At 75.2% G+C, this 20,680-nt stretch carries 20 protein-coding genes; all 20 read left to right on the top strand.

The features are described 5' to 3' along the window. Nucleotides 1-103 precede the first annotated feature (103 nt). The 20 genes from BGK67_RS34120 to BGK67_RS34025 all read left to right on the top strand — a co-directional run bounded on the left by BGK67_RS34120 (nt 104) and on the right by BGK67_RS34025 (nt 20,598). Complete coding sequence (locus tag BGK67_RS34120) at nt 104-871, top strand: thioesterase II family protein (RefSeq protein ID WP_069924430.1); 768 nt, start codon at nt 104-106, stop codon at nt 869-871. Beyond that, complete coding sequence (locus BGK67_RS34115; RefSeq protein WP_244291551.1) at nt 868-1,890, top strand: 3-oxoacyl-ACP synthase III family protein; 1,023 nt, start codon at nt 868-870, stop codon at nt 1,888-1,890. Before BGK67_RS34120 ends, BGK67_RS34115 begins: the two co-directional genes overlap by 4 nt. A gap of 125 nt (nt 1,891-2,015) precedes the next feature. Beyond that, nucleotides 2,016-3,281 carry a beta-ketoacyl-[acyl-carrier-protein] synthase family protein gene (locus tag BGK67_RS34110; protein WP_069924429.1) on the top strand — a complete coding sequence of 422 codons (1,266 nt, stop codon included), beginning with the start codon at nt 2,016-2,018 and terminating at the stop codon, nt 3,279-3,281. After that, nucleotides 3,278-4,522 (top strand): ketosynthase chain-length factor, encoded by a 1,245-nt coding sequence (locus BGK67_RS34105; protein ID WP_069924428.1) that lies wholly within the window; start codon nt 3,278-3,280, stop codon nt 4,520-4,522. Before BGK67_RS34110 ends, BGK67_RS34105 begins: the two co-directional genes overlap by 4 nt. 72 nt (nt 4,523-4,594) lie before the next feature. Further along, nucleotides 4,595-4,861, top strand: coding sequence for an acyl carrier protein (locus BGK67_RS34100; RefSeq protein WP_069924427.1), 267 nt, complete (start codon nt 4,595-4,597; stop codon nt 4,859-4,861). A 108-nt stretch (nt 4,862-4,969) separates the two neighbouring features. Next, nucleotides 4,970-6,625: an FAD-binding oxidoreductase gene (locus tag BGK67_RS34095; protein WP_069924426.1), complete on the top strand. Its 1,656-nt coding sequence runs from the start codon at nt 4,970-4,972 to the stop codon at nt 6,623-6,625. Nucleotides 6,626-6,642: 17 nt separating this feature from the next. Then, nucleotides 6,643-6,936, top strand: a complete 294-nt coding sequence (locus BGK67_RS34090; RefSeq protein WP_069924425.1) for an antibiotic biosynthesis monooxygenase family protein — start codon at nt 6,643-6,645, stop codon at nt 6,934-6,936. A gap of 126 nt (nt 6,937-7,062) precedes the next feature. Then, nucleotides 7,063-8,079, top strand: coding sequence for an ATP-binding cassette domain-containing protein (locus BGK67_RS34085; protein ID WP_069924424.1), 1,017 nt, complete (start codon nt 7,063-7,065; stop codon nt 8,077-8,079). Continuing rightward, nucleotides 8,076-8,924 carry an ABC transporter permease gene (locus BGK67_RS34080; RefSeq protein ID WP_208948864.1) on the top strand — a complete coding sequence of 283 codons (849 nt, stop codon included), beginning with the start codon at nt 8,076-8,078 and terminating at the stop codon, nt 8,922-8,924. Before BGK67_RS34085 ends, BGK67_RS34080 begins: the two co-directional genes overlap by 4 nt. Nucleotides 8,925-8,968: 44 nt before the next feature. Next, nucleotides 8,969-11,875 (top strand): DEAD/DEAH box helicase, encoded by a 2,907-nt coding sequence (locus BGK67_RS34075; RefSeq protein WP_208948863.1) that lies wholly within the window; start codon nt 8,969-8,971, stop codon nt 11,873-11,875. Further along, complete coding sequence (locus tag BGK67_RS34070; RefSeq protein ID WP_069924423.1) at nt 11,875-13,188, top strand: SWIM zinc finger family protein; 1,314 nt, start codon at nt 11,875-11,877, stop codon at nt 13,186-13,188. The genes BGK67_RS34075 and BGK67_RS34070 overlap by 1 nt, the downstream gene beginning before the upstream one ends. A 111-nt stretch (nt 13,189-13,299) precedes the next feature. After that, complete coding sequence (locus BGK67_RS34065; protein WP_079154742.1) at nt 13,300-14,802, top strand: AMP-binding protein; 1,503 nt, start codon at nt 13,300-13,302, stop codon at nt 14,800-14,802. Nucleotide 14,803: 1 nt separating this feature from the next. Then, the gene (locus BGK67_RS34060; protein ID WP_069924422.1) at nt 14,804-15,067 is read left to right on the top strand and encodes a phosphopantetheine-binding protein; all 264 of its coding nucleotides are present in this window, start codon (nt 14,804-14,806) and stop codon (nt 15,065-15,067) included. Between the two features lie 2 nt (nt 15,068-15,069). Further along, complete coding sequence (locus BGK67_RS34055; RefSeq protein WP_069924421.1) at nt 15,070-16,140, top strand: anthranilate phosphoribosyltransferase; 1,071 nt, start codon at nt 15,070-15,072, stop codon at nt 16,138-16,140. Next, nucleotides 16,133-16,981, top strand: coding sequence for a tryptophan synthase subunit alpha (gene trpA / locus BGK67_RS34050; RefSeq protein WP_069924420.1), 849 nt, complete (start codon nt 16,133-16,135; stop codon nt 16,979-16,981). The genes BGK67_RS34055 and trpA overlap by 8 nt, the downstream gene beginning before the upstream one ends. Then, entirely contained in the window at nt 16,978-17,352 is a 375-nt protein-coding gene (locus tag BGK67_RS34045; protein ID WP_069924419.1) for an ectoine synthase, read from the top strand. Before trpA ends, BGK67_RS34045 begins: the two co-directional genes overlap by 4 nt. A gap of 4 nt (nt 17,353-17,356) precedes the next feature. Continuing rightward, on the top strand, nt 17,357-18,496 hold the full coding sequence (locus BGK67_RS34040) for an acyl-CoA dehydrogenase family protein (RefSeq protein ID WP_069924418.1): 1,140 nt from the start codon (nt 17,357-17,359) through the stop codon (nt 18,494-18,496). Nucleotides 18,497-18,554: 58 nt separating this feature from the next. Then, nucleotides 18,555-19,247 (top strand): transglutaminase-like domain-containing protein, encoded by a 693-nt coding sequence (locus BGK67_RS34035; protein WP_069924417.1) that lies wholly within the window; start codon nt 18,555-18,557, stop codon nt 19,245-19,247. Further along, the gene (locus tag BGK67_RS34030; protein WP_069924416.1) at nt 19,247-19,912 is read left to right on the top strand and encodes a phosphoribosylanthranilate isomerase; all 666 of its coding nucleotides are present in this window, start codon (nt 19,247-19,249) and stop codon (nt 19,910-19,912) included. The genes BGK67_RS34035 and BGK67_RS34030 overlap by 1 nt, the downstream gene beginning before the upstream one ends. Then, entirely contained in the window at nt 19,909-20,598 is a 690-nt protein-coding gene (locus tag BGK67_RS34025; RefSeq protein ID WP_069924415.1) for a beta/alpha barrel domain-containing protein, read from the top strand. Before BGK67_RS34030 ends, BGK67_RS34025 begins: the two co-directional genes overlap by 4 nt. Nucleotides 20,599-20,680 lie beyond the last annotated feature (82 nt).

Raw genomic sequence — 20,680 nt, 5'->3', positions numbered from 1 at the left:
GGGCCGGGGCGGGGGCCGGGCCAGGGGGGTCCCAGGGGATCCGGATCCGGTGGCCGCGCCCGCACGCTGGGTTTCGAGCTCTGTCCGGGAATGAGGAGATCCGATGACGCGCACGACCGACGGAAGTCCCTGGTTCAGGAACTACCGGCCCGCCCCGCAGGCGCCCGTCCGGCTGTTCGCGCTGCCGCACGCCGGCGGGTCCGCGAGCTACTTCCACCCCCTGGCCGCCATGCTCTCGCCCGCCGTGGACGTGTACGGGGTGCAGTACCCGGGCCGCCAGGACCGCCGCTGCGAACCGGGCGAGACCTCGCTGGAGCGGCTCGCCGACCGGATCACCGCGCAGCTGCTGGCGTCCGACGACGGCCGCCCGTACGCGCTGTTCGGGCACAGCATGGGGGCGATGCTGTCCTTCGAGGTGGCCCGCCGGACGGAGGCCGCCGGGCGGGGCCCGGCCCACCTGTTCGTCTCCGGCCGCCCCGCCCCCTGCCAGGACGACTACACGTCCTGGTTCCCCCGCACCGACGAGGAAGTCGTCCGGGAACTGCGCGCCCTGAACGCGACGGACGGCGGCCTGCTCGACGACCCGGAGGTGCGGAGCATGCTGCTGCCCGCGCTGCGCGCCGACTACCGGGCGGTGCGCGAGTACCGCTTCCGGCCCGCCGCGCCGCTGCGCACCGCGATCACCGCCCTCACCGGCGACGCCGACCACATGGCCGAGGTCGGCAAGGTGGACCAGTGGCGGGCCCACACCCGCGCCGCGTTCGAGCTGTGGGTGCTGCCCGGCGGCCACTTCTTCCTCGGCGACCGCCTCGAGGAGGTCGCGGCCGCCGTCACCGACGCGCTGGCGCGGCCGGTGGCGGTTGCCGCGTGAGCGTCCACTCGCCCGGACTGGGGTCCGTCGGCATCCTCGGCACCGGCTCGTACCTGCCCGAGCGGATCGTGCCCAACGAGACGATCGCCGCCCGCGTCGGTGTGACCCCCGCGTGGATCGAGCGCAAGACGGGCGTCAGGCAGCGGCGGTACGCGGCCCCGCACCAGGCCGCCTCCGACCTGGCCGCCGAAGCGGCGCGGCGGGCCCTGGAGGCCTCCGGCACCGACCCGGAGGACCTCGCCTGGATCGTGGTCGCCACCTCCACCCCCGACCACACCCAGCCGGCCACCGCCGCCCTCGTGCAGCACCTGCTCGGCGCCCGCCACGCGGCCGCCTTCGACGTCAACGCCGTGTGCAGCGGCTTCGCGGCGGCCCTGCACACCGGCGCCCGGCTGCTGGCCGCCCCCGAGGCGGACGGCCGGCGCCGCCCCGCACTGGTCGTCGGAACCGGCGTCTACTCGCGGATCGTCGACCCGGCCGACCGCAGGACCGCCCCCCTGTTCGGCGACGGCGCCGGCGCCGTCGTCCTCGGCCCGGTCCGCGAGGGCCACGGCCTGATCGGCACCGGCCTGCGCACCGACGGCAGCCTGCACGGGCTGATCGGCGTCGGCGCCGGCGGCAGCCGCACACCGGCCGCCCTGAAGACGGTGGCCCGCGGCGAGCACTACTTCGCGATGCGGGGGCGCGACGTGCGGGACTTCGTCGTACGGGAACTGCCCGGCGCGGTCGAGGAGATCCTGCGCACCTTCGGCTTCGCGCCCGGCGACGTGGACCACTTCGTCCCGCACCAGGCCAACGGCGAGATGCTGCGCTCCCTGCTGGAGCCGCTCGGCCTGACCCGGGCCGCCGTCCACCTGCCGGTGGACTTCCACGGCAACACCGGCGCCGCCTCCATCCCGCTGGCGCTGGACCACGCCGTGCGCGGCGGCGGCGGACCGGCAGACGGGGACCTCGTGCTGCTCGCCGGATTCGGCGGCGGCATGAGCATGGGCACCGCCCTGGTGCGCTGGGGTGGCTGATTGTCGCCTTGCACGGATCTTCTAGCCGTGCTCCAGACCGAGCGGCGAGGCTCGCAGTACTGAAGCCGTCATGCGGTGCGAGCCCGCCCGGCCCCGGCCTGGAGGAAAACAGTGAGGGACAGTCGATGAGACGGGTAGTCATCACCGGTATAGGGGTCGTCGCCCCGGGAGGAGTGGGCACCAAGGAGTTCTGGGAGCTGCTCACCGCCGGCCGTACGGCGACCCGGGCCATCACGCTGTTCGACGCGTCCTCCTTCCGCTCCAGGATCGCCGCCGAGGCCGACTTCCACCCCGCCGCACACGGGTTCGACGCGGAGGAGGCCGCCCGCCTCGACCGCGCCGCCCTGTTCGCGCTGACCAGCGCCCGCGAGGCGATCGCCGACAGCGGCGTCGCCGACGGGCTGGACCCGCTGCGTACCGGTGTCAGCCTGGGCAGCGCCGTCGGCTGCACCACCGGCCTCGACCACGAGTACGCGGCCGTCAGCGAGCTGGGCAAGCTGTGGAACGTGGACCACGCGCGGGCCGTGTCGCACCTCTACGACTACTTCACCCCGAGCTCCCTGGCCGCCGAAGTGGCCCGCGACAGCGGCGCGCAGGGGCCCGTGTCGCTCGTCTCCACCGGCTGCACCTCCGGACTCGACTCCATCGGCCACGCCGTCGAGCTGATCCGCGAGGGCTCCGCCGACGTGATGGTCACCGGCGCCACCGAGGCGCCGATCTCGCCGATCACCGTGGCCTGCTTCGACGCGATCCGCGCCACCTCGACCCGCAACGACGACCCGGCGACCGCCTCGCGGCCCTTCGACCGCACCCGCAACGGCTTCGTCCTCGGCGAGGGCTCCGCCGTCCTGGTCGTCGAGGAGCTGGAGCGCGCCCGCCGCCGCGGCGCCCGGATCTACGCAGAGATCTCCGGCTTCGCCAGCCGCAGCAACGCCTACCACATGACGGGGCTGCGCTCCGACGGCGCGGAGATGGCCGCGGCCATCACCGCCGCCCTCGCCGAGGCCCGGCTGGACGCCTCCGCCATCGACTACGTCAACGCCCACGGCTCGGGCACAAAGCAGAACGACAAGCACGAGACCGCGGCCTTCAAGCGCAGCCTCGGGCAGCGGGCCTACGAGGTGCCCGTCAGCTCCATCAAGTCGATGATCGGGCACTCGCTCGGCGCCATCGGCGCCCTGGAGGTGGCCGCCAGCGCCCTGGCCATCGCGCACAACACCGTGCCGCCCACCGCCAACCTGCACGAGGCGGACCCGGACTGCGACCTGGACTACACCCCGCTCACCGCCCGCGAGCAGCGCACCGACGCGGTCGTCAGCGTCGGCAGCGGCTTCGGCGGATTCCAGAGCGCCATGGTCCTCAACCGCCCGAGCCTGAAGGAAGCAGCATGACCGCGCCCACGACCGACCCGTCCGGCGCCCCGGCGGGGGCCGCCACCGCCGTCTTCACGGGCGTCGGCGTCACCGCCCCCAACGGGCTGGGCTCGGAGGCCTGGTGGCAGGCCGTCCTGCGGGGCGAGAGCGGCATCCGGCCGCTGACCCGGTTCGACGCGAGCCGCTATCCCGTACGCCTGGCCGGGGAGATCCCGGGCTTCGTCGACGCGGACCACGTCCCCAGCCGGCTGCTGCCGCAGACCGACCGCGTCACCCGGCTCTCGCTCGCCGCCGCCAAGGAGGCCCTCGACGACGCGGGCGCCGACCCCGCCCAGCTGCCGGAGTACGGCGCGGGCGTGGTCACCGCCTCCTCCGCGGGCGGCTACGAGTTCGGCCAGCGCGAGCTGGAGGCCCTGTGGAGCAAGGGCGGCCAGCACGTCAGCGCGTACCAGTCCTTCGCCTGGTTCTACGCCGTCAACTCCGGCCAGATCTCCATCCGGCACGGGCTGCGCGGCCCCAGCGGCGTCATCGTCACCGAGGGCGCCGGCGGCCTGGACGCCGTCGCCCAGGCCCGGCGACAGCTGCGCAAGGGCGCCACCCTGATGGTGACCGGCGCCGTCGACGCCTCGCTCTGCCCGTGGGGCTGGGCCGCGCACCTGGCCGAGGGCCGGATGAGCCACGTCCCGGACCCGGCCCGCGCCTACCTGCCCTTCGACGCCGAGGCCACCGGCCACGTCGTCGGCGAGGGCGGCGCCCTGCTCGTCCTGGAGGACGCCGAGAGCGCCCGCGCCCGCGGCGCCCGTACGTACGGCTCCTTCGCCGGATACGCGGCCACCTTCGACGGCCCGGACACGCCCCGGCTCGCCGACGCGGCCCGCCTGGCGCTCGCCGACGCGGGCCTGGCCGCCGCCGACGTGGACGTGGTCTTCGCCGACGCCGCGGGCGAACGCGCCGCGGACCGCGCCGAGGCCGAGGCGATCACCGCCCTGTTCGGCCCGCGCGGGGTCCCGGTCACCGCCCCCAAGTCGATGACCGGACGGCTCCTGTCCGGCGGGGCCTCCCTCGACCTCGCCGCCGCCCTGTTCGCCCTGCGCGACCAGGTGATCCCGCCGACCACCGGCACCGCACGCCCCGCCGACGACTGCCCGCTCGACCTGGTCACCGGCGCCCCTCGGACCGGTACCGCCCTGCGCACCGCCCTCGTGCTGGCCCGCGGCCGGGGCGGCTTCAACGCCGCCGCCGTGGTCCGCGCCGCCTGAGGCCGCCCGCCGCACCCGCATCCGCATCCGCACCTGCCCGTCCCGAACCCGAACCGCCAAGAGGAGATCCCCATGCGGCACCTGGAGCTGACCGACCTGACCCGACTGCTGCGCGAGTGCGCCGGTGAGGACGAGGGCGTGGACCTGGACGGCGACGACGTCCTCGACACCCTCTTCCTCGACCTCGGCTACGACTCGCTGGCGCTGCTGCAGACCACCGGGCGCATCGAGCGCGAGTACGAGATCACGCTCGACGAGGAGGCCATCGACGAGGCCGAGACCCCCCGCAAGTACCTCGAGCTCGTCAACCGGGTGCTCTCCGCCCGCGTCACCGCCTGAGCCCGCGGCCCGGCCGCTCCGCCCGACCCCCGCGCCCCCGCCCCGCGCCCTCCCGCGCGCCCTGCCCCGCGCCCCGTCCGCCCGGGTCCGCACCGAAAAGGAAGCCTCATGACCGCTCCAAGCCGTCGGCGCTTTGTCGCCGGTACGATCACGGCCGGCGCCGCCGCCGGGCTCGCCGCGGCGGGCGTGACGCCCGCCCAGGCCGCCCCGCAGCGGTCCGCGGGCACGGCCGGCGCCACCGCCGGCGGCGGTGCGGACCCCGCCGCGGACATCACCCCCGCCGACCCCCGCTACGAGGACCTGGCCACCCGCGGCAGCAACAAGCGCTTCACCGCCCGGCCCGCCGCCTTCCGCCTCGCGACCACCACCGAGCAGGTCGTCCAGGCCGTCGGCGAGGCCGCGCGGTCCGGCCGCCGCGTCGCCGTGCGCAGCGGCGGCCACTGCTACGAGAACTTCGTCGGCGAGAACGCCGTCCGCCTGGTCGTCGACCTCGGCCAGATGAACGCGGTCCGCTACGACGAGGCCAAGCGCGCCTTCATGGTCGAGGCCGGTGCGCGCCTGATGGACGTCTACAAGACGCTGTACTACGGCTGGGGCGTCACCCTGCCCGGCGGCGCCAGCGCCACCGTGGGCCTGGGCGGCCACATCACCGGCGGCGGGTACGGCGCCCTCTCGCGCCGCTTCGGCCTCGCCGCCGACCACCTGTACGCCGTCGAGGTCGTCGTCGCCGACCGGGCCGGCCGCGCCCGTGCGGTCGTCGCCACCCGCGAGCCGAACGACCCGCACCGCGAGCTGTGGTGGGCGCACACCGGAGGCGGCGGCGGCAACTTCGGCGTCGTCACCCGCTACTGGTTCCGCACGCCCGGGGCCACCGGCACCGACCCGGCCCGGCTGCTGCCCCGCCCGCCCGCCACCGTCCTCAGCAGCGCCGTCCTCTTCCCCCGCGAGGGCATGGACAAGGCGGCCTTCCGCCGCCTCGTGCGCAACCACGGCCAGTGGCACGAGCGCAACAGCTGCGCCGACTCCCCGTACGCGGGCCTCTACGGCGGCCTGGTGCTGCCCGGCAGGCTGAAGGAGAACGACCCCGGCCAGAGCGCCATCAGCTTCGCCCACATGGACGGCACCCGCCCCGACGCCGAGAAGCTGCTCGCCGACTACACCGCCGCGCTCACCGAGGGCGTCCCCGTCACCCCGTACGACATGGGCATCACCCGCGACTCGTGGCTGAACGCCACCGTGGCGCTGGGCGAGTCCCAGGACATGGACAAGGGCCGGCAGAAGATCAAGTCGGCGTACCTGCGGCGGGCCTGGACCGACGCGCAGACCGACGCGCTGTACGCCCACCTCAACAACACCGACCACAGCTACGAGTCGGCGTCCGTCTCGCTCCAGTCCTACGGCGGCCGGGTCAACACCCCGCACGCGGCGGCCACCGCCACCGCGCACCGCGACGCCGTCCTCAACGTGATCTTCATGAACACCTGGCAGGACGCGGCCGGCGACGCCGAGAACATCGACTGGCTGCGCCGCGCCTACCGGGACGTGTTCGCGACCACCGGCGGGGTCCCGGTGCCCGGCCGCGGCGCCGACGGCTGCTACATCAACTACCCCGACGTCGACATGGCCGACCCGGCCTGGAACACCTCGGGCGTGCCGTGGCACCGCCTCTACTACAAGGACAACTACCCGCGCCTGCAGCGGGTCAAGGCGGCCTGGGACCCGCGCGGCGTCTTCGGCCACGAGCTGGGCGTCAGCCCCGCCTGAGGACAGGGAGAGACAGCGTGATCGCCTTCGTCAACCGCTTCCAGGTCACCGGCTCCTGCCAGGAGTTCGAGGAGGCCTTCGACCGGACCTCCGCGTTCTTCGCCGCCCAGCCCGGCTTCCTGCGCCACCGGCTGCTGCACCACATCAACGACCCGGAGCTGTACGTCAACGTGGCGGACTGGGAGGACGAGGACTCCTTCCGCCGGGCGCTGGCTCAGCCGGAGTTCGCGGAGCATCGCACCGCCCTGCGCGCGCTGAGCAGCAGCGACCCCAACCTGTACACCCCGATGCTGGAGCGCGTCGCCCGCTGACCGGCGCTCCACCGCGGCTCGAGGAGCGCTGCGGGAGCGGCTGCCAGGATCAAGCGGTCTCCGGGAAGCGCTTACCGGGCGGACCTGCCCGTCCGACTCCCGCACGCACCACAGAAGGAAGCTGACGTGGACTCGACCAGGCCGGCAGTGATCGCCGAAGGGCTGCGCAAACGGTACGGAAAGCGGTACGTGCTCGACGGGTTCGACCTGACCGTCGAGCAGGGCACCGTGCACGGACTCCTCGGCCCCAACGGGGCGGGCAAGACCACGTCCGTCGGAATCCTCTCCACCCTCATCCGGCCCGACGAGGGCCACGCCCGGGTGGCGGGGTTCGACGTGGTCTCCCAGGCGGCGGAGGTCCGCTCCTCCATCGGCATGGTCGGCCAGTACGCCGCCGTCGACGAGGTCCTCAGCGGCCGCCAGAACCTGGTGATGTTCGGCCGCCTGCACCACCTCTCGCCGCGCGGGGCCCGCCGCCGCGCCGACGAGCTCCTGGAGCGCTTCCGGCTCCACGACACCGGCAGCAAGCCGGTCAAGAACTTCTCCGGCGGTATGCGCCGGCGCCTCGACCTCGCGGCCAGCATGGTGCTCGCCCCGCCGGTCCTCTTCCTCGACGAGCCCACCACCGGCCTCGACCCGCGCAGCCGCAACGAGGTCTGGGAGGCCGTGCGCGACTTGGTCGGCGGCGGTACCTCCGTCCTGCTGACCACGCAGTACCTGGAGGAGGCCGACCAGCTCGCCCACGGCATCTCCGTGATCGACAGCGGCAAGGTCATCGCCAGGGGAACCCCCGACCAGCTCAAGAGCCAGGTCGGCGGCGACCGCATCGACGTCGTGGTGCGCCGCGCCGAGGACCTGTCCGCCGCCGCCGGCGCGCTCGGCCGGATCGCCGCGGGGGGTCCGGCCATGGACATCGTCACGGACCCCGACAACCGGCGGGTCAGCGTCCGCGTCACCGAGCGCACCAGCGCCCTGGGCGAGACCGTGCGGGCCCTGGACCACGCGGGCATCGAGGCGGAGGACATCGCCCTGCGCCGCCCCACCCTGGACGAGGTGTTCCTGCACCTCACCGGCCGCACGGCCACCCCGGCCGCCGACGCGGCCGCCGACGCCGAATCCGGCCGAAAGGCAGTCGCAGCATGAGCGCCACCACCCCGCTCCAGCTCCCCCAGATGCCGGCCATCCCGCGCGGCCCGCTCTCCCGGCTGCGCTGGGCCGCCGCCGACGGCTGGACCGTCACCCTGCGCGGGATGACCCACTGGGTGCGCGAACCGGGCACCCTGGTCGGCGCGCTGACCTTCCCCATCCTGATGGTCCTGATGTTCGGCTACTTCTTCGGTGGCGCGATGCAGGTCCCCGGCGGCGGCGACTACAAGGAGTTCCTCGTCCCCGGCATGTTCGTGATGACGATGGTCTTCGGCATGGGCGAGACGGTCACCGCCGTCGCCGCCGACAAGAACCGCGGCATCACCTCCCGCTTCCGCACCCTGCCGATGTCCCCCTCGGCGGTGGTCGTCGGCCGCGCCGTCACCGACATGATCAGTTCGGTGCTCGCGCTGGCCGTCCTGATGGGCGTCGGCCTCCTGATGGGCTGGCAGGCCCACGGCAGCCTCGGCGACACCGCCCTGGCCGTCGGCCTGCTGCTGCTCCTGCGCTTCGCGCTCGTGTGGGCGGGCGTCTACCTCGGGCTGCTGATGAGCGGACCCGAGGGCATCACCATGGTGCAGACCCTGGAGTTCCCCATCGGCTTCCTCACCAGCGCCTTCGTGGCCCCCTCCACGATGCCGGGCTGGCTCGGCACGATCGCCGAGTGGAACCCGCTGTCCTCGACCGTCCTCGCGACGCGCGAGCTCTTCGGCAATCCCGGCTTCGGCGGGGACTCCTGGATCGCCCAGCACTCCCTGCTGATGGCCGTGGTGTGGCCCGTGGTCCTCACCGCCGTCTTCTTCCCGCTCTCGGTACGCCGGTTCAGGAATCTGACAACCTGATCACCAGCAGGGCAGCGGACCGGAACGACCGAGGAAGCGGACGCATGGTGTGGATTGCGCGTGAACAGGCCGGACTCCTGGCGCGGTGCGCGGCCGTCTTCGAGCCGGGCGACCCGGCCAGGACCGGCCGCGTCCTCCTGTGGAACCCGGACGGGTCCCCACCGCCGGACGTGCCCGGGGGCCGGGCCGGCGAGGCCGTCCTGCTCACCGCCGACGGGGAGCGCACCCTGCCGGTGCTGCGCCTCCCGCTGGCGGACGCGCTGCCCGTGCTCGCCCACGCCCGCCGCGCCCACGACGAGCGGCGCACCGGCTCCGGCCCCAGCGGCTCCGGCCCCAGCGGCTCCGGCCCCAGCGGCTCCGGCCCCGCCGGGCCCGCCCCCGTCCACCCGGCCGCCGCCTTCTGGGGCGGCGCCCTCGCCCTCGCCCTGCACCTCGCCGCCCGCGAACGGCTCCTGCCCGGCGTCTCGCCCGGCGGCTACGACGCCTGGCGGACCGGCCCCTACGACCCCGAGGACGTGGTGCGGCTGCGCGAACTGGCCGCCGCCGCGCCCCCCGAGGCCCTGGCGCTGCCCGCCGCCCCCGGCTCCGGGCTGCTGCCCGAGGCCGGCACCGTCCTGCGGGCCTTCCTGGACGCCGTCGCCGACGTGCTGCCGCGCACCCCGGCCGCCGAGGCCGCCACCGGCCGCGCCGCGTTCGCCGCCACCGCCCCGCAGCACGTGCCCCGGCTGCGCGCCTGGGCCGAGGAGATCTCCCAGGGCGTCGACTCCGGCGTCCGGGTCTCCCTGCGCGTGGTCGTCGGCGACGGGGACGCCGAACCGCTGGTACGGATCGAACCGCGGGTCGCGAGCCTGGCCGACCCCACCCTCACCCTGGCCGCCGCCGAGCTCTTCGACGGCGCCCCGCACGCCCTGGGGCCCCGCGCCCAGGCCGACACCGTCCTCGCCGTACGCCGCGCCGCCGGCGTGTGGGAGCCCCTGCAACGGCTGCTCCCGGTACCCCGCGGGACCGTCCTCGACGACCGCGAGACCACCGCCCTGCTCGGCGACGCCGGAGCCCGGCTGCGCGCCCACGGCGTCGACGTCCACTGGCCCGCCGACGCCGCCCGCGGCCTGAGCGCCCACGCCCTGGTCGGCGCCGACCGCGAACCCCCGGCGGACCTGCGCGCGTTCATGGGGGACGGCACCGTCGACCTGCGCTGGCAGCTCCGCCTGGACGGCGAGCCGCTCACCGAGGAGGAGACCGCCCGGATCGCGGACGAGGGCCGCCCGGTGCTGCGGCTGCGCGACCGCTGGGTCTTCGTACCGGCCGAGCTCGCCCGCAAGGCCCGTACCCGCGAACTGAAGCCGCTCACCGCCATCGAGGCGCTCTCGGTCGCCCTCGGCGGCTTCACCGAGATCGCCGGCGAGCGGGTCCCCGTCGTCCCCGGCCCCTGGCTGGTGGCCCTGCGCGCCCGCCTCGCCGAACCCGACGGCGGCGACGAGCGGACCGCCGCGCCCGCCGCCCTGGCCGCCACCCTGCGCGACTACCAGCTGCGCGGACTGCGCTGGCTGGACCGGATGACCTCGCTCGGCCTCGGCGGCTGCCTCGCCGACGACATGGGCCTGGGCAAGACCGTCCAGCTCATCTCGCTCCACCTGCTGCGCCAGGAGGACCCGCGCAGCCAGGGCCCCACCCTGGTGGTCTGCCCGGCCTCCCTGCTGGGCAACTGGGAGCGCGAGGTCGGCCGGTTCGCGCCCGGCACCCCCGTACGCCGCTTCCACGGCCCCGGCCGCACCCTGGAGGGCGCCGGCCACGGGTTCGTCCTCACCACCTACGGCACGATGCGCCTGGACGCCGACCGGCTCGCCGCCCACTCCTGGGGCATGGTCGTCGCCGACGAGGCCCAGCACGTCAAGAACCCGGCCTCGGCCACCGCCCGCGCCCTGCGCCGGATCCCGGCCGGCGCCAAGGTCGCCCTGACCGGCACCCCCGTCGAGAACAGCCTCTCCGAGCTGTGGGCGGTCCTCGACTGGACCACCCCCGGACTCCTGGGCGGCTACGGGCACTTCCGCCGCCGCTGGATGGCCCCGATCGAGGCCGAGCGCGCCGGGGCCGTCGGGGCCGCCGGAGAAGCGGACACCGCCGCCCGGCTCGCCGGGCTCGTACGGCCCTTCCTGCTGCGCCGCCGCAAGTCCGACCCGGGCGTCGCCCCCGAACTGCCGCCCAAGACGGAGACCGACCGCCCCGTCGCCCTGACCGCCGAGCAGAGCGCCCTGTACGAGAAGCTCGTAGGCGAGGTCATGGCCGAGATCCGCTCCACCCAGGGCATCGCCCGCTCCGGCCTGGTCCTGAAGCTGCTCACCGGCCTCAAACAGATCTGCAACCACCCGGCGCAGTTCCTGAAGGAGGCGGCGGACAAGGAGGCCGGCGCGGTCCGGCTCACCGGACGCTCCGGGAAGCTGGAACTGCTCGACGAACTCCTCGACACCATCACGGCGGAGGACGGAGCCGTCCTCGTCTTCACCCAGTACGTCGCCATGGCCCGCCTGCTGGAGGCGCACCTGCGCGAGCGGGGCGTACCGGCCCAGCTGCTGCACGGCGGTACGCCCGTGCCCAAGCGCGAGGAGATGGTCCGCCGCTTCCAGGACGGCGAGGTGCCGGTCTTCCTGCTCTCGCTCAAGGCGGCGGGCACCGGACTCAACCTGACCCGCGCCGACCACGTGGTGCACTTCGACCGGTGGTGGAACCCGGCGGTCGAGGCGCAGGCCACCGACCGCGCCTACCGCATCGGGCAGACCCGCCCCGTGCAGGTCCACCGGCTGATCGCCGAAGGCACCATCGAGGACCGGATCGCCGCGATGCTGGCGTCCAAGCAGGAGCTCGCCGACGCCGTGCTCGGCTCCGGCGAGCAGGCGCTGAGCACGCTCGGCAACGATGAGCTGGCGAACCTGGTCGAGCTGAGGAGCACGTGATGGCCGAAGGACACGACAGCGCACGGGGGTTCCCCGCCTTCGCCGCGCGCAAGGGCGGCCGCGCGCGCGGCAGGTCCTGGTGGGGCGGGCAGTTCGGGCAGGCGGTGGAGGACCTCTGGCCGGAGGAGGACCCGCTCAAGCGGGGCCGGGCCCTGGCCCGATCGGGCCGGATCGGGCCGCTCACCGTCAGCCCCGGCCGGATCGCCGCCCAGGTGCACGGGGGAGAGGACGGCCCGTACACCGCCGAGCTGGGCCTGCGGGTGTTCGAGGACGAGGAGTGGGACGCGCTGTGGGAGAAGACCGCGGACCGGCCCGCCGAGGCCGAGGCGCTCCTCGCCGGTGAACTCCCGCCCGACCTGCTGGAGGCGGCCGAGGACGCCCGGCTGGGCCTGCTGCCCGGCTACGGGGACACGGAGCCGGACTGCGACTGCGACGATCCCGACCATCCGTGCGCGCACGCGGTGGCGCTGGCCTACCAGTTCTCGTGGCTGCTGGACGAGGAACCGGCCCTGCTGCTGTTCCTGCGCGGCCGCGACGCCGAAGAGGCGGCGCAGGAGCTGGGGTCGGTCGTGATGCTGCGGGCCATGATGTCCATGGACGACTCCGAGGACTCCGACGGCGCGGACGACGAGGCGGACGAAGCCGGCAACGCCCGCGCGGCGGCGGACACCGCGGCCCCGCGGCCGCCCGGCACCCCCGCCGCCGAGGCCTACGCCCGCCCCGCCGTGCCGCTGCCCCCGCTGCCCCCGATGCCCGCGGCCGCAGCCCCGGCCGGGGACGAGGCGGTCACCGGGATCGCGGCGGATCCGCTCGAACGGCTGGTCGCCGACGCGGCCGTACGGGCCCGCGCCCTGCTCGCGTACACCCACGGCATCACCGCCGAGCCGCCCGCCCCCCTGGACCTGTGGCAGGACACCGTACGGCTCGCCGCCACCCACCCCGACCCGAGGGTGCCCGAACGCCTGCGCGCGGCCTCGGACCGGGCGGCCGACCTGGACCGGGCCGCCCAGGCCTGGCGCCACGGCGGCGCGGCCGGCCTGCGCACGCTCGAAGAGGCGTGGGACCCGCCGGCCCAGGAGACCGCGCGGGCCCGCACGGCCCTGGCGGCCGCCTGGGAGGGCGACGAACTGCCCTCGCTGGAGGTGTCCGGCAACCACTGGACGCTGACCGGCCGCGGCCTGCAGCTGCGGCGCGGCCGGGACGGGCGCTGGTACCCGTACCGCGAGCGCGCGGGCCAGTGGTGGCCGGCCGGACCGCCCGACACCGAACAGGCCCTCGCCCTCGCCGGACTCCTGGAGGAGGAAGCCGGCTAGACGGCTGGGGCCGTGACCGGGCCGCCAGCGGGACTCCGATGATCCTCCAGTCGCCGAAACCACGATCGGGACGAGAGGTTCGATCGTGAGGACCGGAAGGAGTCCAGGCCCGTGAAGAGCGCCGGTACCACGGCCGTCCGCGCAGCCCGCTCCCTCGCCGACGGCATCCTCGACCGGGCGCGGCGCACCCCCGGGGCGGCCGCGCTGGTGTGGCGGGAGCAGGAGATCGGCTACGGCGCGCTGCTCCACCGGGCGGACGCGGAGCGGGCCCGGCTCGCCCGCATCCCGGCGGACGCACCGCTGGGCGTGTCCGCCGTCAAGTCTCCGGCGGTCATCGCCCTCGTGCTGGCCGCCCTGCTGGAGCGGCGCCCCGTGCTGCTGTCCTCGCCGCAGCTCGGCGCGGAGGTCACCGGGCGGCTGTACGCCTCGGCGGGCGTGGAGCACGTCCTCGCCCCGCTGGACGCCCCCTTCGCGGAGCCGGCCGCGGCCGGACGGTGCGCCGACGCCGCGCCGCCCTCGGACGGTGCTCCCGCGCTGCTGCTGACCACCTCCGGCTCCACCGGCACCCCCAAGATCGTGCCGCTGTCGGCCGGAGCCGTGGACCGGTTCACCCGGTGGGCCGCCGACTCCTTCGGGATCGGCCCCGGCACCACCGTCCTCAACTACGCCCCCCTCAACTTCGACCTGTGCCTCCTCGACGTGTGGACCACCCTGGCCCGCGGCGGGCGCGTCGTGCTCGCCGACCCCGACCGGGCGGCCCAGGGCGGCTACCTCCTGGACCTGCTGCTGCGCCACCGGCCCGAGGTCGTCCAGGCCGTCCCGATGTTCTACCGGCTGCTCGCCGACACCGCCCGCGAGCGCGGCGCGGCCGTACCCGGCGTACGGCACGCCCTGTTCACCGGCGACGCCCTGCCCGCGCCGCTGCGCGCGGAGCTGCCCGGACTGCTGCCCGGCGCCCGGCTGTACAACCTCTACGGCTGCACCGAGACCAACGACAGCTTCCTGTACGAGCTGACCGGCGCCGAGGACCCCGCCCTGCCGCTCCCGCTCGGCTCCCCGCTGCCCGGCGTCGGCGCCCTGCTCGTCGACCCCGAGCAGGGGGTGTTCCAGGGCCCCGGCACCGGCGAGCTCTACGTCACCACCCCCTTCCAGACCGAGGGGTACCTGGGCGCCGCCGCGGGCTCGGCCGTGTTCACGGACCATCCGGCGGGCGCCGACGGCCGCCGCTGGTTCCGCAGCGGCGACCTCGTCACCCGCTCCGGCGACGGCACGCTGAGGCTGGCCGGCCGCACCGACTTCCAGGTGAAGGTGCGCGGTGTGCGGATCAACCCGCAGGAGACCGAGCACGTCCTGCTCGAACACCCCGCAGTCCTGGAGGCGGCCGTCGTGGCCCTGCCCGACCCCGTGGCCGGGCGGCTGCTGCACGCGGTGGCCCGCCGGGCGCCCGGCTCCGGCCTCAACAGCCTCACCCTGCGCGGGCACCTGGCCCGGGGCCTGCCCCGGGCCGCCGTCCCCTCGGTCCTGCGGATCACCGACGGCCCGCTGCCACGGACCTCGACCGGCAAGGTCGACCGCGACCAGGTCGTCCGAACCCACTTCACCAAGGAGAACTGACATGTCACGCATCCAGGCCATCAAGGAGTTCATGGTCCGCGAGTTCCTGCCGGACGTTTCCGCCGGCGAGCTGGACGCGGACCTCGACCTCCTGGAAGCCGGCGTCGTCGACAGCCTCGGCCTGCTCAAGGTGATCGCATGGCTGGAGGACGTCCACCACATCAACACCGACGAGTTCGACCTGGACCCCGAGTTCTTCCGCTCGGTCGCCGCCATCGACGAGTTCATCGCGGACGCGTCCCGGCAGCAGGCGGAGGCCGCGTAGCCATGCACGACGCCGTCGCCGCCGTCATCGGGCAGGACCGGCCGGTGGACCTGCCCCTGTGGCGCTCGTTCTGGGACGCCCTGCACGAGCGCGGGCCCCAGCACGAGCGGGGGCTGCGCCGGGGCGAGGCCATCGCCCTGCTCGCCTCCCTGTCCACCGCGATGCCCGGCCGCACCACCCTGACCGCCCTGCTCGACTCGCTCGCCGAACGCCGCCCCGGGCACGGGGGCCGCACGGGAGGCGGCCCGGGGGCCTTCGACGGCGCGGTCAACATCGTCGGCACCGGCGGCGGCCCGAGCACCTTCAACATCTCCACCGCGGCCGCGCTGGTCGCCGCCGCGGCGGGCACCCCCGTCGTCAAGACGGGCTCGCGCGCCTACACCTCCCCGATGGGCTCCGTCGACCTGCTGGAGCGCCTCGGCGTCCCGCTCACCCGGTCCTACGAGGAGACCCACGAGACGCTGGAGGGCTGCGGCATCGCCTTCGCCGGGCCCTTCGTCTACCCGGCGGAACTGGCCCTGCTGGCCCGCGCCGTCCTGCCCCTGGACATCCGCGGGCTCGGCCGCTGCGTCAACGCGCTCGGCCCCTTCCTCGCCGACATGCCGGTCTCCGCGCAGGTCACCGGCGTCTCCGACGCCCGCCTGGCGCCGGCGCTGCGCACCGCCGCCGCGCACACCGCCCGCGCCGCCCGGCGCCGGGTGTGGCTGGCCGCCAACGACCCGGGCGCCGACGAGCTCCTCGGCTGCGCCGACAACCGGGTGAACTCCTACGAGCCCGGCGGCGAGGACGAGTTCACCCTCGACCCGGCCCTGCTCGGGCTGCGCCCCGGCACCCTGGAGGGCCTGCGCCCGCGCGGCGCCGACCCGGTGGCCTACTTCCTCGCCGTCCTCGGCGGCGAGGGGACCCCCGACGCCGAGGACACGGTCTGCCTCAACGCCGCCGCCCTCGCCGTAGCCGGACACACCACCGGCGACTGGCACGAGGCACTGGCCCGCGCCCGGGCGGTGATCCACGACGGCGGCGCGCTCGCGCTGCTGGAGCGGCTGCGGACCCGGGCGGCCGTCCATGCCTGAGCCGGACCCCTTCTTCGCCCGGCGGCGGCCCGGCCGGCCCGGCCTCGCCGTCTTCCTCAACGCCGGGGACCCGCCGCTGGAGCGGCTGCCAGAACTCGCCGCGATGCTCGACGAGAACGAGGTCGACTGCCTGGAACTCGCCGTCCCGTTCCCCGACTCCGTCACCGACGGCCCCGTCGTCCGCCGCTCCGCCGACCGGGCGCTGGCCGCCGGGGCCGGCCTGGAGCAGACCCTCGCCGCGGTCGCCCGGATCCGCCCGGGCCTGCGCCGGCTGAGGATCGCGCTGCTCGCCGACTGGAGCCACACCGTGCGCGGCACCGGCCCGGACGACTTCGCGGCCGCCGTGCGCGACGCCGGCTGCGACGGGCTGCTGCTGCACGGCGTACCGCCGCGGCTGCGCACCGCCCACTACGAGGCCGCGCACCGGGCCGGGCTGCCGCTGGTCACCACCTGCTACGCGGTCTCGGGCCCCGAGGCCGTGGCCGAAGCGGCCCGCCACGCCACGGCCTACCTCTACCTGGTCGCCCACTACGGGCGCAGCGGCACCTCCGCCGCCCCCGACCCCGCCCGGCTCTCCCGGGCGCTGGCCACCCTGCGCACCGCCTGCGCCGTCCCCGTCGCCGTCGGCTTCGGCGTCAAGACGGCCGAGGACATCGCGCTCCTGGCGGACCTGGGCGCCGACGCCGCCGTGGTCGGCAGCGCCGGGGTGGCCCGTATCGAAGCGGCCCTCACCCAGGGCCGCGATCCCGTCGAGGAGTTCGCCTCCTTCGTACGGGAGCTGCGCACGGCCGGCGGGACCGTCCGCCTGCCCGACCCAGACGCAAAGGAGTCCCCATCATGATCGTCCGCAAGCTCGACGAGGTCCCCACCGTCGACTGGGGCAACGGCCTCAGCCGCCGCTTCCTCACCCAGCAGGACGGGGTCGGCTACACCGTCACCGACACCATCGTCCGCGCGGGCACCAAGTCCCGCCTGGAGTACCGCAACCACATGGAGAGCTGCTACTGCATCGAGGGCAGCGGCGAGGTCATCGACACCGCCGGCAACTCCCACCCCATCACCCCGGGCACCCTCTACGCGCTCGACCGCCACGACGCCCACTGGCTGGTCGCCTCCCCGCACGAGGACCTGCGCCTGGTCTGCATGTTCACGCCCGCCCTGCGCGGGGACGAGGTCCACCACCTGGACTCCGCCGAGTACTCCCACTACTGAGCCGATGACCAACTGGACCGCGGACCAGCAGGCCCTGCGCGACGGCCTGGCGCCCTGGCTGGAGAAGCTGAGCGCCGGGCACGTCGAGCGGGACGCCGAGGCGGCCTTCTCCCGGGAGAACTGGGCGGCCGTGGCGGCGACCGGCATCCTGGGCCTGCCCTTCGACGAACGGTGGGGAGGGCTGGGCCAGTCCCTGCTCACCACCATGTACGTGCTGGAAGGGCTCGGCGAGGGCTGCCGGGACGCCGGCCTGAACTTCTCGGTGTGCACGCACATCGTCTCCACCGGGGTGCCGCTGCACCGCTTCGGCTCCCCGGAGCTCAAGGACCGCTTCCTGCCGGGCATCTGCTCGGGCGGGCTGATCGGCGCGCACGCGATCAGCGAGCCCGGCAGCGGCTCCGACGCGCTGGCCATGCGGACCCGCGCGGTGCGCGACGGCGACCACTTCGTGCTGAACGGCAGCAAGGCCTTCGTCAGCAACGGGCCGGTCGCCGACCTGCTCACCGTGTACGCCCGCACCAGCGACCGCCCGGGCCCGCTCAGCATCACCGCGTTCCTGGTGGAGCGCGACACCCCGGGTCTGACCGTGGGCGGCCCGATCGCCAAGATGGGCCTGCGCACCTCCCCGCTGAGCGAGCTGTACTTCGACGACTGCCGGGTGCCCGCCTCGCACGTCGTCGGGCGGGTCGGGGGCGGCTTCCTGGTCCTCGACCACGTGATGCGCTGGGAGATCCTGTGCTCCTTCGTGATCAACGCGGGGGAGATGCGCCACCGGGTGGCGCGGTGCGTCGAGTACGCCCGCGGCCGCACCCAGTTCGGGCAGCCCATCGGCTCGTACCAGGCCGTGTCCCACAAGATCGTGGACATGGAGGTCGGCGTGGAGACGGCCCGCCACTGGCTCTACGCGACCGCCGAGAAGATGGCGGCGGGCGAGACCGTCACGCGGGACATCGCCATGGCCAAGCTGGTCACCAGCGAGGCCAACGTCGCCTCCGCCCTGAACGCCGTACAGATCTTCGGCGGCAACGGCTACATGGCCGAGTACGGCATCGAGAAGGAGCTGCGCAACGCGGTCGCCGGGACGATCTACTCCGGCACCTCGGAGATCCAGCGCAACCGCATCGCCTCCCTGCTCGGGCTGTGACCCGGGCCGCCCGCGGCGCAGTCCGCCCCCGCCCCCGAAACGGAAGCAGAGACCACCCATGAGCACCACGCCGACCGGGCACGCCGCGCTCGCCGCCACCGAGTTCATCGACCACCGCTCGCCCGAGGTCCGCGCGTTCGTGGCGCGCGCCGTGCCGGCCGACGCCGCCACGCCCACCGCCCGGGCGGTCGCGCTGTACTACGCGGTGCGCGACCGGATCCGCTACGAGGTCTACGGGGCGGACCTGTCCCGCACCGGCCTGCGGGCCGGCAGCGTGGCCACCGCGGGCTCCGGGATGTGCCTGCACAAGTCGGTGCTGTACACGGCCGGGCTGCGTGCGCTGGGCATCCCCGCCCGGCTGGTGCTGACCGACGTGCGCAACCACCTCGCGTCCGACCGCCTCAAGGAGCTGCTGGGCGGCGACGTCTTCCACCAGCACTGCCTGACCTCGGTGCGGCTGGAGAACGGCTGGGTGAAGGCCACCCCGGTGTTCAACAAGACGCTGTGCCGGCTCTACGGGATGGCTCCGCTCGACTTCGACGGCACCCGCGACAGCCTGCACCACCCCTTCGACCTCCAGGGCCGGCGCCAGATGGAGTTCCTGCGCTTCCACGGGGAGTTCGACGACCTCCCGTACGAAGCGGTCCTCGCCGACCTGCGGGCCGCCCACCCCGGGCTGATCGGCGCCGACGGCACGGCGTTCGCCGCGGGTTCGCTCGTACGCGACGCGCGGCAGACGGCGGCGGCGTAGTGCTCGTCAAGTTCTGCGGGGCCACCACCGCCGCCGAGATCGGTGACATGGCCGAGGCCGGCGCGGACCTGGTCGGGCTCTGGTACCGGGTGCCGGGCGGCCCCGCGGAGCTGAGCTCCGGGCAGCTGGCCGAGCTGGCCGCCGCGGCCCGCGAGCGGGGCGTGGCCCCGGTGCTGGTCACCTTCGCCGCCGAGCCCGCTCCGCTGCTGGCGGCGGTCGCCGCCGCCTCGGTCCCGTGGGTCCAGCTGCACGGCTACCAGCCGCCGTCGGTGGTGCGCGCGCTGCGCCGGGACGGCCCGCCCGGCCTGAAGATCGCCAAGGTGCTCCACCTGAAGGACGGCGCGTGCGCCGAGCGCGGGCTGACCGCCGCCTACGAACGGGCGGGCGCCGACTGCTTCCTGTACGACGCGGTGGCACCCGACGGCCGGATCGGCAGCACCGCCCGCACCCTGGACGACGCCGCCGTCACCGCGCTGGCCGACCGCACCGGCCTGCCGTTCCTCCTCGCCGGCGGCCTCCACGCGGGCAACCGGGAGGCGTTCGCGGGGGCGGTGGCCCATCCCCGCTTCCTCGGGATCGACGCCGACTCGGCGGCCCGGGGCGCCGGCGGCCTGCTGGACGCGGGCCGCGCCGCCGCCGTCACCCGAGCCTGGAGACCCCGATGACCGCCTTCACCGACGCCCTCGCCACGGCCCGTCGCCCGCTGGTCATGGAGGTCAAACGGCAGGACGCCGACGGCCGGGACCTGACCCGGGGGCGTTCGGTCGCCGAGATCGTCCGCGGCTACGAGGAGGCGGGCGCCCCCTGCGTCTCCGTCGTCACCGGCCGCTGGTTCGGCGGCAGCGAGGACCTGCTGGCCGAGGTCGCCGCGCTCACCCGGCTCCCGCTGCTGCGCAAGGACTTCCTCACCAGCCGCCGCCAGCTCGAGCGCAGCCGCGACCTGGGCGCCTGCGCCGTCCTGCTGACCGCCAAGGTGCTCCCGGCGGGATCCCTGGCCCGGCTCACCGACCACGCCCTGGACTGCGGCCTGACCCCGTTCGTGGAGGTGGCCGACGCCGCCGAGGCGGCCGCCGTGCACCGCGGCGCGCAGTGCGTGGTCGCCGTCAACAACAAGGACATCGCCACCCGCGAGCGCCTCGCGGGCGACGTGGACCGCGGCGCGGCCCTGCTGCCCGACGTGCTGCGCACGGGCACCCGCTTCCCGGTCAGCGCCAGCGCCATCGACACCCCCGCCCGCGCGGCAGGCCTCCTGCGCCATGGCTTCAGCGCCCTGCTGATGGGGACGAGCCTGCTGGACGCCCCCAGCCTCCCCGCGTGGTGCACCGCCTTCGACGCGGCCCGGGCCGAATAGGGCCGAGCCCTGCGCGCCCCGGGTGACGCGCCGAAGCCCCCGACACCGTGCGGTGTCGGGGGCTTCGGCGCGGTCCGGCCGG

The sequence above is a fragment of the Streptomyces subrutilus genome, from assembly GCF_001746425.1.
Taxonomy (GTDB): Bacteria; Actinomycetota; Actinomycetes; order Streptomycetales; family Streptomycetaceae; genus Streptomyces; species Streptomyces subrutilus_A.
Note: the sequence above shows the minus strand (reverse complement) of the source record. Positions and strands in the feature narration are given on the sequence as shown.